This window comes from Streptomyces sp. F001 (assembly GCF_004187715.1).
Classification (GTDB): domain Bacteria; phylum Actinomycetota; class Actinomycetes; order Streptomycetales; family Streptomycetaceae; genus Streptomyces; species Streptomyces flavusporus.
Map to the genome: position 1 here is coordinate 67,682 of NZ_QZWF01000002.1, position 14,969 is coordinate 82,650.

The 14,969-nt window shown below is 68.0% G+C and carries 12 protein-coding genes and 2 pseudogenes; 2 read left to right on the forward strand and 12 right to left on the reverse strand.

Going from position 1 to position 14,969, the window contains the following annotated elements; translation table 11 throughout:
* Positions 1–74 precede the first annotated feature (74 nt).
* Complete coding sequence (locus tag StrepF001_RS07910) at positions 75–1,052, reverse strand: sporulation protein (RefSeq protein WP_165396194.1); 978 nt, start codon at positions 1,050–1,052, stop codon at positions 75–77.
* A gap of 334 nt (positions 1,053–1,386) precedes the next feature.
* On the opposite strand from StrepF001_RS07910, the pseudogene StrepF001_RS07915 reads away from it, so the two are divergent.
* Positions 1,387–2,001, forward strand: a pseudogene (locus tag StrepF001_RS07915) (CNNM domain-containing protein); the annotation flags it as partial.
* Positions 2,002–2,806: 805 nt separating this feature from the next.
* On the opposite strand, the gene StrepF001_RS07925 reads toward StrepF001_RS07915, so the two are convergent.
* The 6 genes and pseudogenes from StrepF001_RS07925 to StrepF001_RS49995 form a co-directional block, all read right to left on the reverse strand.
* Complete coding sequence (locus StrepF001_RS07925) at positions 2,807–3,994, reverse strand: PP2C family protein-serine/threonine phosphatase (RefSeq protein ID WP_129797602.1); 1,188 nt, start codon at positions 3,992–3,994, stop codon at positions 2,807–2,809.
* Between the two features lie 936 nt (positions 3,995–4,930).
* Entirely contained in the window at positions 4,931–5,362 is a 432-nt protein-coding gene (locus StrepF001_RS07935; RefSeq protein ID WP_129797603.1) for an excalibur calcium-binding domain-containing protein, read from the reverse strand.
* A 412-nt stretch (positions 5,363–5,774) separates the two neighbouring features.
* Positions 5,775–6,050, reverse strand: a complete 276-nt coding sequence (locus StrepF001_RS07945; protein ID WP_129797604.1) for a hypothetical protein — start codon at positions 6,048–6,050, stop codon at positions 5,775–5,777.
* A 140-nt stretch (positions 6,051–6,190) separates the two neighbouring features.
* Positions 6,191–6,526 carry a DUF6233 domain-containing protein gene (locus StrepF001_RS07950; protein ID WP_129797605.1) on the reverse strand — a complete coding sequence of 112 codons (336 nt, stop codon included), beginning with the start codon at positions 6,524–6,526 and terminating at the stop codon, positions 6,191–6,193.
* Positions 6,527–6,846: 320 nt separating this feature from the next.
* A pseudogene (locus tag StrepF001_RS47335) lies at positions 6,847–6,999 on the reverse strand (NUDIX hydrolase); the annotation flags it as partial.
* Between the two features lie 7 nt (positions 7,000–7,006).
* Positions 7,007–7,462: a hypothetical protein gene (locus StrepF001_RS49995; RefSeq protein ID WP_346656910.1), complete on the reverse strand. Its 456-nt coding sequence runs from the start codon at positions 7,460–7,462 to the stop codon at positions 7,007–7,009.
* 668 nt (positions 7,463–8,130) lie between these two features.
* On the opposite strand from StrepF001_RS49995, the gene StrepF001_RS07965 reads away from it, so the two are divergent.
* The gene (locus tag StrepF001_RS07965; protein WP_206306791.1) at positions 8,131–10,551 is read left to right on the forward strand and encodes a SpoIIE family protein phosphatase; all 2,421 of its coding nucleotides are present in this window, start codon (positions 8,131–8,133) and stop codon (positions 10,549–10,551) included.
* Positions 10,552–10,622: 71 nt separating this feature from the next.
* Here StrepF001_RS07965 and StrepF001_RS07970 read toward each other — a convergent pair whose 3' ends face one another.
* The 5 genes from StrepF001_RS07970 to StrepF001_RS07990 form a co-directional block, all read right to left on the reverse strand.
* Entirely contained in the window at positions 10,623–10,955 is a 333-nt protein-coding gene (locus StrepF001_RS07970; RefSeq protein ID WP_129796402.1) for a putative quinol monooxygenase, read from the reverse strand.
* 114 nt (positions 10,956–11,069) lie between these two features.
* Positions 11,070–12,152: an ABC transporter ATP-binding protein gene (locus StrepF001_RS07975; RefSeq protein ID WP_129797607.1), complete on the reverse strand. Its 1,083-nt coding sequence runs from the start codon at positions 12,150–12,152 to the stop codon at positions 11,070–11,072.
* Position 12,153: 1 nt separating this feature from the next.
* Positions 12,154–13,242 (reverse strand): ABC transporter ATP-binding protein, encoded by a 1,089-nt coding sequence (locus StrepF001_RS07980; protein WP_129797608.1) that lies wholly within the window; start codon positions 13,240–13,242, stop codon positions 12,154–12,156.
* Positions 13,239–14,084, reverse strand: a complete 846-nt coding sequence (locus StrepF001_RS07985; protein WP_129797609.1) for a carbohydrate ABC transporter permease — start codon at positions 14,082–14,084, stop codon at positions 13,239–13,241. Before StrepF001_RS07985 ends, StrepF001_RS07980 begins: the two co-directional genes overlap by 4 nt.
* Complete coding sequence (locus StrepF001_RS07990) at positions 14,081–14,959, reverse strand: sugar ABC transporter permease (protein WP_129797610.1); 879 nt, start codon at positions 14,957–14,959, stop codon at positions 14,081–14,083. The genes StrepF001_RS07985 and StrepF001_RS07990 overlap by 4 nt, the downstream gene beginning before the upstream one ends.
* Positions 14,960–14,969 lie beyond the last annotated feature (10 nt).

The window sequence follows — 14,969 nt, forward strand, 5'->3', positions numbered from 1 at the left end:
GCATCTTCTACAGCTACGTAGAAGTTAGCAGGATGGGTCCCGTCGGGGTGCGATTGCTGTCATTGGGGTACGGCTCAGCCCTCGTCCTCCCCTTCCTCCTCGCCCTCGAAGAAGTCCCCCACCTCGTCGACGACCTCGGCCGCGACCATGCCGCCGACGACACCCACGGCCAGACCCGCCGCTCCGGCGGCGACCGCGGTGCCGATGCCGGGGCCGGAGCGGTGGCCGTGGTGGTGGTGCTCGTCGTGGCCGTGGTGTCCGTAGTGGCTCTCGTGTCCGTGCGGCGCCCGGTGCTCCACCAACTGCCTGATCCAGCCGTCGACCTCGGCGTTCCAGTCGCGGGAGTCGTGGTGGCCCACGGTGAAGCGGGTGAGCGCGTCGTGGCCGGAGAAGAGGAAGCCGCCGCGCTTGTCGGCCTCCAGGACCACCTCCAGGCCGGCCGGGTTCGCGAGGAAGGTCACCTCGATCTCGTTCACCTGGTGCGCATACCGGGGCGACGGGGTGATCTCTATCTCCTGATAGAAGGGCAGCTGCTGCCCTGTGCCGCCGATGCGGCCGTATTCCAGGTCGGCGGACTTGAAGCCGAAGTCGAGCTGGCCCAGGGCTTCCAGCACCGCTTCCTGTACGGGCAGCGGGCCCACGGTCAGCGGGTCGATGTCGCCCTTGTCCTTCGCGCCCGCCACCGACAACTCGGTGCGCACACCCAGCGCGATGCCCAAGGGCTGGCCGTACAGCTCGGTGATCGGCGTCTCCCAGGGCAGCGTCACGCTGAACGGCACGGACCGCTCCTCACCCTCGGCGAGCCGGAAGCCGCCGCCGACCGTGTACCGCTCGAAGGCGATGGAGCCCTCGCTCTCGTCCTCCTCGTGCTCGGCCTCGACCCGGGCCACCAGCTCCAGGGTGATGTACTCGATGTCGAAGTCGGCGTTGCCGCCCTTGAGGTGAACCTGCCCCCTGAGCGTGCCGCCGGGCAGGGCGGGACCGGGGTCGAGGACTGTGTCGACCGTGGGGCCGCCCACACCGAGCGAGCCGAGCAGTCGTTTGAACACCATCGTGGCGTTCACTCCTTCACGTGCGTACGTGCGTGTCCGTGGGAACAACCGGGGATGCCGGGCCGTTCTCTACAAGCGAGTAGAAGCATAGGGTGGCTGCACACCCTGGAGACGGTGTTGCGGCTCTCGACGCGGGAAAGTCCGAAAACTGCCGGAAGTCGGCGGTGGTCGACTACTTGACCAGTGTGCTTTGCGTGCCCTTTACCATAGGTGAAGGCGTCGATGCTCTTCCCGACCCCCCCGATCCGACAAGGAGTCACGGTCCCGCAATGGGTGAGCCTCCCAGTACCAGCCGTGCCGATTCCCGCCCGCCCGAGGGAGCGGGGGTGGCACGGTGACCGAGGTCCTGCTGCTCCTGCTGGCCCTCTTCCTCACGCTGGCCTGCGCGTTGTTCGTCGCGGCCGAGTTCTCGCTGACCACCGTCGAGCGCGCTGAGTTGGAACGCGCCGCGGAGGCGGGCGAGCGGGGGGCCGACAGCGCCTTGAAGGCCGTACGCCGACTGACCCTCCAGCTCTCCGGCGCTCAGCTGGGCATCACGGTGACCTCGCTGGTGATCGGCATGCTGGCCGAGCCGTCGCTCGCCGCGCTGCTGCGGGGTCCGCTTCAGGCCGTGGGCCTGGGCGGTGCCGCCTCGCCGGTGGCGACCGTGGTGGGTGTGGCGGTCTCCACTGTCGTGCTGATGGTGGTCGGCGAGCTGGTGCCGAAGAACTGGGCGATCTCCCATCCGCTGGCCGTCGCGAAGGTGGTCGCAGCCCCGCAGCGCGGCTTCACGGCCGCCTTCAGCCCGTTCATCCACCACCTGAACAACACCGCGAACCGTTTCGTACGCCGCTTCGGCCTGGAGCCCGCCGAGGAACTGGCCTCCGCCCGCAGCCCCGAGGAACTCGTCGCGCTCGCCCAGCACTCCGCCGCGGAAGGCGCCCTGGAGGCCGACTCCGCCGAGCTGTTCGAGAGGCGCTGAGCTCGCCTCCCGCTCCTTCGAACCCGAAGCTCTGACTACGGCTCGTCAGCTTCGAGGGCTCCGCAAGAACGAACTTGCCAGGAAGGTGGGGCTCACACCGGCAGCGGTCAGTCAGTACGAGCTAGGCCAGAGTCGGCCTTCGGCCACGGTAGTTGCGCAGCTGGCCATGGCATTGGGGGTGCCTGCCACGTTCTTCGCTACGGGGCACCCGCATCCAACGGTGCCCAGCGCTGCCCCCTTCCGAAGCCTCAGGGCAACGACGCAGTTGCAACGGGATCAAGCTGTCGCGTTCGGCAAGATCGTCTGGCGGCTGGTCACGACCGTCGAGCACTACGTGGAGCTTCCCCCAGCGGCACTGCCGCGCCTGGCCCTGCCGGTCGAACCGAGCCGGGCGGACATCGCGGCCGTGGCCCGCGATGCACGCGATGCCATGGGTGTGCCCAGCGGCCCGATCCCCCATGTGACCCGACTGCTCGAAGCCCATGGGGCCGTCGTCCTGGAGCTACCAGCGGGGCTATGCCTACGTAGAGCAGTCGTCCGGAGGCCAAGCCGGGGAAATGCGTGCCGGAGCGGCACGAAACACCCCCTCTTGCCTGAACGCCACCCCTGAGCGGAAACCCGTATGGCCGGTCCCCTCTGACCTGGGGTTTCACTGCTGGCGGTGGTAGCTCGTCTGTCACTGTCGGTCGCCATTGAGTGCCCTCGGGCGCCCTCGCACGGTCCAGGGACGGCCCGGGAACGATCCCCCGGGTAGTAGGCGTTGCCGACCAGGCGGACCGAAACGAATGTCGCTTCACCGTCCGGTGGTGAACGTAAGGGCCTTTGTGGGATGCCATTCGAAGAGCAGGACGGTGGCGTCGTCCGTGAGGTGGTGCTGCTGGTGGTCAAGGATGGCGTGCACGAGACGGCGCAAGACTTCGAATGCGGGTTCACCGGCGGCGGTGGCGCGGAGGATGAAGTCGACGAAGCGCTCCTCCCCGAAAAGTTCGCCGTCTGAGGACCGGGCGTCGACGACGCCGTCGGTATAGCACAGAACGCGATCTCCGGGTTCCAGCTGCGCGGAGTGGATGCGCCGAGGGATGTCCGGGCGTGTGGGTCCCAACCCGAGAGGCAGCTCGGGAGGACTGTCGAAAGCGCCAGGGATGACATCGCGGCGACGCAGCAGGATGGGCGGGGGATGGCCGCAATTGGCCCAGCTGAGCTGTCCAGTGGTGCGGTGCAGGTGCAGGAACACGCCGGTCGCATAGCGGTCGGGGAACGCCTCGTGGATTGTGTGGTCGATGGTGTCGATGATGCGGGGTAGCTCCCCGCCGCTGCGGCGGGCATTGCGGCAGGCGGCCAGGGCGACGGAGGAGGTCAGTCCCGCGTACAGGTCATGACCCATGGCATCGATGACCGCAGCATGCAGGACGTCGCCCAAGAGGGCATGGTCGAAGGCATCGCCCCCCAGGTCGTAGGCCGGTTCCAGGATGGCGCTGGAAGTGACGTACGGCGTGCCTATGGACTTGGGCGGCAGGAACGCCCAGACCATCTCCGCCGGCAACTTCATGGACTGCCTGCGCTGCAGGTTGGCGTAGCTGTCACTGTGGGTTCCCTTGCTGATCAGGACGAAGGCGATGAGGGAGGCCAGCGCCCGGCAGCGGTTCAGGATGACGGCGTTGAGGTCCGGCACTTGGACCCCCAGGACGCCGATCCGTTCGACGCCATCTATCACGGGCAGCCAGAGGGTCAACGCGCCGGAGTCGCTCTCGGCGATCCGAGCCGAGACGGTCCGGTATGCCCAGCCCGCCAAGCTGGAGTCGATGGGCAGACGCTGCGAGGAATCGCCGCGGCTGTCGGGAAGGGCGATCAGGTACTCCTGCCGTAGATCGGCGCAGTAGGCGGTCAGCCCGGTGATCCCCAGAGCCGAGTAGTGCCGCCGCAACAGCTCCGGCAGATCCTCGGGAGCCAGCTCGTGAAAGGCCTGCACCAGCTCATTCATGATCGTGTCGCTACCGGGGCCCGTGGGGTCGCTCACAGCCACTCACCTGCTGTCCTGCGCTGGCCTTTCTGGCGTCCCTTTCCACCGTAGGAGACCACGACCGATCCCGCCTGCGGCTCCGACGTTCTGCAACCTCGAACCCTTGACCAGATGACCTCTTCGTCCCGAAGCAACTCCTCTGAGCCCCCGACCATGGGCCAGGGTGCCCCCTCACCTGCCGCCATGGTCCGCAGGTGTGCCCCCATGTGCGTCGCTGTACGTCGGCGTTGTCACGCAGTCAGACACTCAGGCCGGATGCGATGACGCCGTCGCTGTTGTCAGGGGAGTTGGCAGCCGTCATGGTGATGCCCATGCCTGGACAGAGGAAAAGGAAGCGGCAAGCACGCGAGGAACATCAGCGAGCTTCCGCGGCCCTGGCGGTTGGATGGTGCTGGGAAGTCATCTGTGAAACGGAGGACTCCGACCAGCTCCGGGCGCGGCTGCGTAGCCTCCAGGAGGAGCGACCTGATACTGATCCTTCCCAGGACGCAACCATCGACACCTTGTGCGGGCGGCTGAAGCACCCGATCACCTATCGGTTGAGCGTGCTCGCGCCCCAAGAGCCGAGCGAGTGAGTCAGGGACCCGCGCGGGTGATGGGGGTCAATGTTCCAGCCAAGCCCGGCGCATCGAGGGTCTCGGAGCACCTGTTTGGAAGATCTCGTATGTGGATGCGTGCTGACCTAGCAAGCCGCTGACCTGGTAGTTTCCGGCGTCCTCACCGAGATTCCCCGTTGTTCCCGAGCGTCGCTGTTCCCTCGGGCACGCGGAGGGCACGTATGCCCTTCTCCCGGAGCTCATCCGGCTGTTCCTGAGCTTCGACCGGCTCTCCCAGCCACTCCGTGCCACACAGGCCGCAGGCCCGCCAGGCTCCCCCGTCCCAGCGGGCTCCTGTGTGTCAGCCCCAGTCGCAGCCCGTGCCGTCGCCGTCGCGGTCGAGGTGGCTGCCGTAGCCGGGCTCGCCCTGGTGGACGGGTGCGGCTCCGGCGGCCCGGGCCGCGGCGCAGTTCTCGTAGTAGACGCTGCCCCCACCGCTGTCGCTGCCGGTGTCGGAGGCGGACTCGGCGGTGACAGTCTCCGTGACCTCAACCTCCACGGTTTCCGTCACGGTGGGCGCAGGCTTCGGCTTGGCGGCGGCGGTCATGGTGGCGGTGACGGTCGCGGTGGGCTGTGCCTTGGCCGTGGCCGGCTTCGCGTCGTCCGTCGGCTGCGAGTCGCTGGCGCCGGCCCCGATGCCGAGGAAGAAGGTAAGGCCGAGTGCGGGCAGCACGTAGCGCTTCCGCGCCCACTTCGGCGCTGGCCGCGGCGTGGTGGTGTACGGGTTGGTCATGTCGCCCCCCTGATTGATTCTGGGAGGGCTGAGAGTAGCGATTTGGTGGAGGACTTGTGCTTTTCTCGTGGAGGGGTCGCCTTTTCGTGACGCGCGGCCTTCTTCGGTGCGTCCAGCTGTCGGGTCCGCCGCCGCGCCATTCGATGCCCGTAGCCCGCACGACGTCCATCTCGTGGAAGCCTTGCAGGTCGGCGTTCTGCATGAGCGCGGCAATGTCGCGGACGCTGTACGCCCGCCCGCGGATCTCCCCGTCGATGCGCACGCGCCGGCCGCCGTCCTCGTCGGGCGGGTAGATGACGACGCGTGCGGTGGCCATGGGTCCAGGGTGTGGGTGTCGGGCCTGTGCTGCACGTTGGGCGGTGGATGGACGCCCGCCCCTTGGTCCAGAGGCGGACGCCGCAGTGTGGTGTAGTCAGCTGGCCTTCTGCTGCTCCCGAATTTCGTGGACGCTAGCGGTGAGGGTGCCGTCGTTCTGTTCGTAGTGGGACAGGGCGAGGCCGAGGCCGAAGAAGGTGGGGGCCCATTCGCCGACGAAGATTCCCCACCTGTCGGCGCGGGCGACCCCGGCGCCGGGCTCGGCGTTGAGGCTGGTGACCCAGGCGGCGACGGCGAGGCCGATGGATGCCATGCCGGCCATGTAGGCGTGTTCACTGCGGATGCCCATTTCATGCATCTTTTGGATGACCATGGGGTGACTCCGTTCTGTGGGGGTTAAGGGTCGGAGTGCCCCCGGCATGTGCCGCTATTCATCCTGTTTGAGGTGTTATGTCTGCTTCGGGGCGCGGGTGTCGCTCGGAGGCTGGTTGGGGCGCGGAAGTCTCGCAGCGCCTAGTCGAGAATCCCCAGCTCGGTGTCCGGCAGGCGGTGCGGGCACGGGGCGATGCCGTCGGTGAGCGCCCGCAGCGCCTGGTCGCGGGCGACGCCTCTGGAACGTTTGCCTGCCATGTGGCAGTCGCCTCGGTGGACGTAGGCGGCTGGCACGTCGCGGCTCAGGCTCTGCTCGATGAGCCGGTCCGGCGCCGGGGGACGGGCTTGGATGGCGCGCTGGCGCTGCGCCTCTCGCTGCTGGGCTGCCGCGATCCACCGTCGGGTGCGCTCGAGGTCTTGCTGCTGGACTCGTTCGAGGAAGCGCAGCATCTCGAGCCGGGACGGCTGATCGTTCACGTGTTCGCTTCTGTGATCTCGGGGGCCTACTGCAATCCCCGGCTCGCTTGAGGAGCAGTATGAATGACACATCCTGCAAACCCTCGCCGTGCCCCCAGCCTCCCTCGACCCGGCTCCCACAGACTGGCTCCGGGCGCCGTGGTGCCGCAACCGGCTCGGCGACGCTTGTACGCGCCGCTCCTAGGCCGCTTCGTGCCGCACCCGCTCCCTGCCTCTACCCACACTCTCCCCAGCTCGCATCCCGTACGCCGTCGACCCACACACCGTGGAGCAGGCGTGGTTCATGGCGTCCAGGTGGAGCGCGCCACTGTACGAACGACCTGGGCCCCGCCGGGCAGCGCCCACTGGCCGGTGTCGCGGTGTCGCTGGAGGAGGATGGCGCCTTCGTCGTTGACCACGAGCAGGTTGCTGGCGGGGATGAGAGTGTTGGCCTTGGGAGCCTTGAGGTCGTAGTAGTACTCGGTCCTGCCGACGGTGGTGCTACTCCTGCCTGTCGGGCGCCCAGGGGCGCGCGGATGCCCACACGGCCTCGAAGCTGTCGCTGTACCGCTGGAACCACTCCCCGCCGTCTGTGCTGCGGAGCTGGAGTAGCGGGTTGGCGCTGGCCGGCTGGCCCCAGATGTGCGGGTTGACCATGAGGTGGTCGTCGTATCGGAAGATCGAGTTGTAGAGGGTCGTGTCGTGAAGGCGCACCTCACTGCCCGGGTAGCCGACGAGGTCGCGGTAGTACGTGAGGGACGCCTTGATCTTGGCCGCGAGCGTGTCTCCGATGCCCTCCTCCCTGCCTCTGATGCGGACTGCCTCCCCGTCCGGATCGCCGAAGCACAGCCGCACGCGAACTCCTGCCTGCGTCCTTTCCTGGAGCATCCTCGCGATGTGCGGGTTCGTCTGTGCGAAGAAGGTCCTGGAGAAAACGAGCACGTCCACCTGCTTCATGGCGCCAGAAGCAGGGAGAGCCACACATCGCCGGGGGCGCTCGCCCGGTTGGGATAGGTGTCAACGAGTTCCGAGCGGGCCGTACCGGGCCGTTGAGCTCCCTGGCCGTTCTCCGGCCACAGGTATGTCTCGTCTACGCGCAGCAGGTTCGCGACCGTCCAACGGTGCCGGCGGTGGGGGACCCGGCCACCAACCCACCGGCTGGCGGTCTTGGGATCCATGGAGCAGGCTTCGGTCAACTCCTCCACCGTCAGGCCGCGTTGCACAAGCGCGGAACGCAGTCGCTCATTCACTCAGGCAAGCCAATCGGACCGGGACAGCGGGCCGCAAGTGCGATGGCACGCTGGTCGTGTCATTGGCGGGGGAACTCGCTGAGAGCCACGGAGGAGACTACTTCCAGGCTGATCGATGCCTTCTCCGCTGCTCGCGGCGCGAAGGGACAGAGTGTCGGCCGCGGAGGCTGTGGCTGCTGCGCGAGTCCCGCCAGCGCAAGAGGGTCACTGCCTGCCGTAATCCCTCGTGCCCGCCACGGCGTGCCGCGCCGTGGGCGAGGCCGCGGCCGCACCGGGTTCACTAGGCTTGCCAGGCAACAGCAGGTCAGCGGGGCATTCAGGAACGCCTGGCCACCGACCCGGAGTACAAGGTGGTGTCCAGCGGTGGAGAAGCGGATGACGGAGTTCAGCGAGATCCATGACGATCCGTTCGCCCTGCACCTTGCCGCCTTGGCGGTGCTCGACGACCGGGGAGTCGTGGTCGGATGGAACCGGCGGGCTCAGGAACTGCTCGGCTATCCGGGCACAGCCGTGATCGGTCGTCCGGCGTTCGAGGTCCTTGTCGATCCTCCTGATCTGCCGGCTGTCACTGAGGCCGCGGCGAGGTGCAGGAGAGCCGGCGGCTGGTTCGGCGTGCTCACATTGCGGCACCGCGACGGGCGGCTCGTGGAGATGGGGCTCAGGGCCCATGAGCTGTCACGCGATGGCCGGGTCCGTGAGTGGTTTCTTGCGGGGGCACTCGCGGTTGACGTCCTGGAGTGGCAAAGGGACCGGGCGGTCCTGGACGGGTTGTACCGCCGGTGTCCGATCGGCCTGGTCGTCCACGGTCCCGACCTGAGGCTTCTGCGGGTCAACCGGGCCATCGAACGCTTCAGCGGCGTCCCGGCAGCGGAGTTTCGGGGGCTGCCCACCGGCTGTTTCCTCGTCCCCGACGATGCACGCAGGGCCGTGGACCGGGTGCGCCAGGTGATGGAGACCGGAAGGCCGATGGTCTACTCCGAGCAGTTCGTTCGCCTGGAGTGGGATCCGGCACGGGAGCAGGTCGCGATGGTTTCCTCCTTCCCGATGGAGGATGCGTCCGGCCGCGTCCTGGGCGTGGCCGAGATGATCGAGGACATCACCGAACGCCATCGGGCCCAGCGTCGGCTCGCGCTCCTGGACCAGGCCGCCAGCCGTATCGGAACCACCCTGGATGTGGGAGAGACCGCCCGGGAACTTGCCGAGGTGGTGGTGCCTCACCTCGCCGACCACGCGTCGGTGGACCTGCTTCAACCCGTGACGCGCGGTGAGGAACTGGCGCGGGGCCTGGCGGGGCCGGTGGTCCGCGTGGGCGCCAACAGCGTCGGCGCCCAGCAAGCCGGCCCGCCCCATCCCCACGGCGAGCCGGTGGAGTTCGGGCCTGACACACCCCAGGCCAGATGCCTGGCCGAAGGACAGCCCGTCCTGGAACCGGTTCTCCCGCCCGACTGGTTCTCGGCGGAAGGCCGCCAGGGGGCCCACGCTCCGGACCTGGGCGCTCACTCGTTGATCGTGGTCCCTGTGGCCGCGCGGGGCCTGGTGCTGGGCGTGATGACCTTGTGGCGTTCGCGCCGCCCCGATCCCTTCGAGGCGGACGATCTCACCCTCGCCCAGGAACTCGCCTCGCGCGCCGCCGTCGCCATCGACAACGCCCGGCGCTTCACTCAGCAGCAGCAGACCGCGTTCGCCCTGCAGAGCAGCCTGCTGCCCCGGACGGTCCCGGACCAGTCGGCCGTCGAGGTGGCCCTGAGGTACCTGCCGGCCAGCGCGGCCCCGGGCCTGGGCGGCGACTGGTTCGACGTCATTCCCCTGTCCGGGGCCAGGGTCGCCCTCGTCGTCGGCGACGTGGTGGGACGCGGCATCCACGCCGCCGCCACGATGGGCCGGCTGCGCACCGCCGTACACACGCTCGCCAGTCTCGACCTGGAACCGGACGAGGTCCTCTCCCGCCTGGACGATCTGGTCCTTCTGCTGGCGGCCGAACAGGAAGCAGCCGGCGAACCGCCCGTGGGCGAGCAGGTCGTCGGCGCTACTTGCCTGTACGCCGTGTACGACCCGGTCTCCGGGCGGTGCTCCGCGGCCCGTGCCGGCCACCCGCCGCCGGTGGTGACCGCTCCGGACGGACAGGTGGCTCTGCTCGACCTGCCCGCCGGCCCACCGCTCGGCCTGGGCGGCCTGCCGTTCGAGGCCCGGGAGGTCGAACTGGCCAAGGGAAGCCTGCTGTGCCTGTACACCAACGGAATCATCGGCGAGCGTCACATCGATGCCGACGTCGGCCTGACCAAGTTGTGCGCCGCGCTCAGCCGTCCTGCGGACCCGCTGGAACGGACCTGCCAAGCGGTGGTCGACTCACTCGTGCCCGCGCGCCCCAGCGACGACGTCGCGTTGCTGATCGCCCGCACCCGCATGCTGCCGGCGGACGATGTCGCCTCCTGGCGTCTGCCGCTGGAGCCTGCCAGCGCCGCCCGGGCCCGGGCATTGACCTCGGCCAAGCTGAGCGAATGGGGCCTGGGGCACTTGGCGTTCACGACCGAGTTGATCGCCAGTGAACTGGTCACCAACGTCTACCGCTACGCCAGTGGCCCCGCGACCCTGCGGCTGATCCGTGAACGGTGTCTGGTGTGCGAGGTCAGTGACACCAGCCACACCTCACCCCACCTGCGCCGCGCCCGTACCACCGACGAGGGCGGGCGCGGACTGTTCCTGGTGGCCCAGATGGCCGAACGCTGGGGCACCCGCTACACCCGCGAGGGCAAGACCGTGTGGACCGAACAACCACTGGCCGGCATGTTCACCTGACCGTCTCGGGCCTCGCCGGGCGACCCCGGATCCGCCGAGGACGGCAGCGGCCGCACCCGGCGGCGGGATCGCTAGTCCTGGCCGGGGACCGCCATCTCCCCGAGCAGCGACCAGTCGTGCTGCGGAACGCTCATGTTGACGATGCGCGGCGTCTCGGCCAGATGGGGCGGCAGCGTCTGCTGCGCAGCCTTGAAGTGCGCGGACCGCACATGCGCGACCCCGGCCTCGTCGTCGCGGAAAGCCTCCACCAGAACGTACTCCGTCGGGTTCTCCACACTGCGCGACCACTCGAACCACAGGCAACCGGGCTCGGCGCGCGTGGCCCGGGTGAAGTCAGCAGCGATCTCGGGCCAGCGGTCGGCGTGCTCGGGACGGACCCGGAACTTGGCGGTGATGAAGATCATGGGATTCCTTCGCTGATGTCTTGGATGTCTTGGATGTCTTGGATGTCTTGGTGTCGTTTCCGCCGCGTGCGGCGGCGCGGGGGAGGGGAGGGTGGCGCGGGCGTGCCCGGCGGGTCATGACGGCTGGAGTACCAACTGACCGTCCGCGTACGGAAGTACCTTGGCGCGCGGCAGATGGACCAGGACCTCCTCGCCCGCCGGCACTCCCTCCTCCCGCGGCGTCTTGGTCCTTACGAGCTGCCCGGCCACCTCGACCTCGAGCACGCGCTGCGCGCCGTGGTCCGTGACGCTCCGCAGAGTGCCGGGGAAGGTGTTGGGACCGGGGTCCGTGACGATCTTGACGTACTCGGGCCGGACGCCCACCTGGACCTCGGTCGTGCTGTGCGGGATGTCCCAGGCGGCGGACAGCGCCCGGCCACCCAGCGCGAGGCTTCCGTTGCCCCGGTCCACGGTCAGGAAGTTCATCGCCGGTGAGCCGATGAAGTAGCCGACGTAGGTGGACGAGGGCGCCTCGAAGAGCTGCTCCGGGGTGCCCTGCTGCACGGCACGGCCGTCCTTCATCACCAGCACTTCCTGCGCGAAGCTCATCGCCTCGTACTGGTCGTGCGTCACGTAGATCACGGTGGGCCTGAACTGCTCGGTGATCGCACGGATCTTGCGCCGCAGCAGGTGCTTCAGCTGCGGGTCGATGACGGTGAGCGGCTCGTCCATCAGTACGGCCGCGACGTCGTCCCGGACCAGGCCGCGGCCGAGTGAGATCAGTTGCTTGTCGTCGGCGGTGAGCCCGCGGGCGGGCTGCCTCAGCCGGCCGTGCAGGTCCAGGGCCTCGGCGACCTGCCGGACCTTGGCGTCGATCCTCGCCCTGTCCCAACGTCGGCACTGCAGCGGGAAGGCGAGGTTCTCGTAGACCGTCATCGACTTGTAGATGACGGGGAACTGGAAGACCTGGGCGATGTTGCGGGCCTTCGTGGGCAGGGCGGTGACGTCGACGCCGTCGAACAGCACCCGTCCCTGGGACGGTCTGACCAGGCCGGACAGGATGTTCAGCAGCGTCGTCTTGCCGCAGCCCGAGGGGCCGACCAGTGCATACGTCGTGCCGGACTCGAAGGTCAGGTTCAGCGGTTTGAGAGCCCACCGCTCCTCTTCGACACCCGGCGCGTAGGCGTGCCCGACGTCGACGATGTCCAACTGCGCCATGTCAACGCCCTTCCACTGAAGCGAGATCGTATGAAGGTGTCCGCACGAGCGTTCCCTGCTCGTCGAAGGCGAACAGCCGGTCGGGACGGAGCCGCAGTTTGACCAGGTCGCCGAGGGCGACGTCGTGGATGCCCTCGATCTGTACGACGAAGGGGCTCTCGCCGACGACCACATGGACGAAGGTCTCGGAACCGGAGATCTCCACGAAGGTGACCTCGCCCTCGACCCCGCTGGAGGCCAGGCCGACGTCCGTGGCGCGCAGGCCGAACCGGTAGGCGCCGTCGGGAAGGTCGGACAGGTGCGCGGAGACATGTGTGGCCTGGAAGCCGGCCACCGTGACCTGGCCGCCCTCGATCCGGCCCGCGAAGATGTTCATGGGCGGGTCGTTGATGATGGACGCCACCGTGGTGGTCGCCGGGCGTTCGAAGACCTCCTGCGGGGTGCCGGTCTGGAGGATCCGCCCCTCGTGCATGACCAGCACCACATCACCGAGCATCATCGCCTCGGCGGGTTCGGTGGTCGTGTAGATGACGATCGTGTCCCCCCGGTCCGAGAAGAGGGTCTTGAATTCGTCACGCAGTTGTTCGCGCAACTTGTAGTCCAGGTTCGCCAGCGGCTCGTCGAGCAGGAGGATGCCGGTGGCGCGTGCCAGGGCGCGGGCCATCGCGACGCGCTGCTGCTGGCCGCCGGAGAGCTGGGACGGCTTGCGTGCCTCGAAATCCGAAAGCCCGACACTCGTCAGGCTCTGCCGGACCCGACGCTGGATCTCCTCCTGTGACAGCCCGGCCCGCTTCAGCGGGAAGGCCACATTGTGGAACACATTGAGATGCGGGTAGTTGATGAACTGCTGGTAGACCATGGCGGTGTCGCGCCGCCACACCGGCGTCTTCAGGAAGTCCGCTCCCGCCCGGGTCAGGGAGCCGGAATCCACTTTCTGCAGGCCGGCCAGGACCCGCAGCAGCGTCGTCTTTCCGGCCATCGTCCGGCCGATGACGGTGTGGAGCCGTCCCGGCTGGAAGGTCGCGGTCACGTTCCTGAGGTGGTCGACGCCGTCGACGGTCAGGCAGAGATCAGTGGCGTTCAGGTTCATCGGACCGCTCCCGACAGGTTCCCCTTGGACAGATAGCGCTCCACCCAGATGGCGAGCAGGATCAGCGGCGTCACGCCGAAGAGCGCGGCGGCGGACAGCGTCCACCACGGCGGAATGGAGGAGTTGAGGGCGACGACCGCCTGGGGCAGGGTCTGGACCTCGGTGAAGGTCAGCCGGAAGGCGAAGAAGAAGTCGTTCCAGCCGAACACGGCGCAGAACATCGCCGCCACGGTCAGGCCGGGCAGGGAGTTCGGCAGGATCGCCCGTACGAAGGTCTGGAACGGGCCGCAGCCGTCCAGCATCGCCATCTCGTCGATTTCCCGCGGAATGCCGTTGAAGAAGTCCACCATCACCCAGACCGCGATGGGCAGCAGCAGTGCGACCGTCACGATGACCAGGCCGGGGATGCTGTCCAGGAGGCCGCCCCACTGCAGGAGGTAGAAGAAGGGGATCACCAGGACGACCGGCGGCATGATTCGTTGTGAGACGAAGAAGAAGACGATGTCGCCGTTCTTGATGAAGCCCAGCCTGAACCGGTAGCGGGACAGTGCGTAGGCGGCCAGGGACCCCAGGGCCAGGCTGATGGCCGACGCGGCGATGGTGACGATCGCGCTGTTGACGAAGGGCTGGATCACATCGACACCGCCGGCTCCGCCGAAGATGTTGCGCCAGCCGGTGAGGGTCGGCTTGTACTGCAGCCAGGGAAGGTAGGTGGGGCCGCCCTGGACCGCGTTGGCATTCTTGAAACTGGTCGTCATCGCCCAGAAGAACGGTCCCGCGACGAAGCAGGCCCACAGCGCGATCACGGTGTATTTGAATGTGGGATAAAGGCGTGACCTCATGAGTCCCCCTTCAGCTTGAACGCTCTGGTGAGCAGGGCGGCGACGACCGTGAGCGTGACGCTCATCAGCACCAGGTAGATCAGGGACATCGCGCCGCTGTACCCGGTCTGCTGGTCCCTGAGCCCCTGGATGTAGAGGTAGTAACCCGGAGTCTCCGTGGAGGAGCCCGGCCCGCCGGAGGTCAGTACGTAGACGCTGTCGGAGAGCTTGGACGCCTCGATCAGCCGGATGACGACCGCCGCGACCGACACCGGAGCCATCAGCGGGAAGGTCACCTTCCAGAAGGTGCGCCAGGTGCCGGCGCCGTCGATCGCGGCGGCCATGAACGGTTCCTTCGGCAGGCTCAGCAGGCCGGCCAGCAGCAGCAGGAACATGAAGGGGGTCCACTGCCAGACCTCGACCGTCATCAGCGCGACGAGCGCCGGCCCGGACTCGGTGAGCCAGGGAATCCTGTTCAGGCCCAGCATGTCCAGCAGATCGTTCGCCGGCCCCAGTGACTCATGGAAGATCGTCTGCCAGATGGCGGCCATCACCACGGGCGTGGTCATCATCGGGACGAGGAACAGCACGCGCCAGAATCTGCGGCCGCGTACCTCGCGCCAGACCAGCAGGGCCATGCCGAACCCGATGACGTACTGGATCAGGACCGTGCCGCCGGCCAGCAGGATCAGCCGGGTGATGGACGCCCAGAAGCGGCTGTCGTGCAGCACGGCGGTGTAGTTGGCCCCTCCGATGAAGTCCAGGTAGGGGTTGCTGACGTTCCAGCCGGAGAAGCTGACGCGGATGGTGAACAGCAGCGGAAAGATGATGATCAGAAAGAGCGTGAGCAGTCCGGGCAACAGGAACATGCTCTTGTGTCGGCGCAGGCCGTCCATGGTTCTCCTC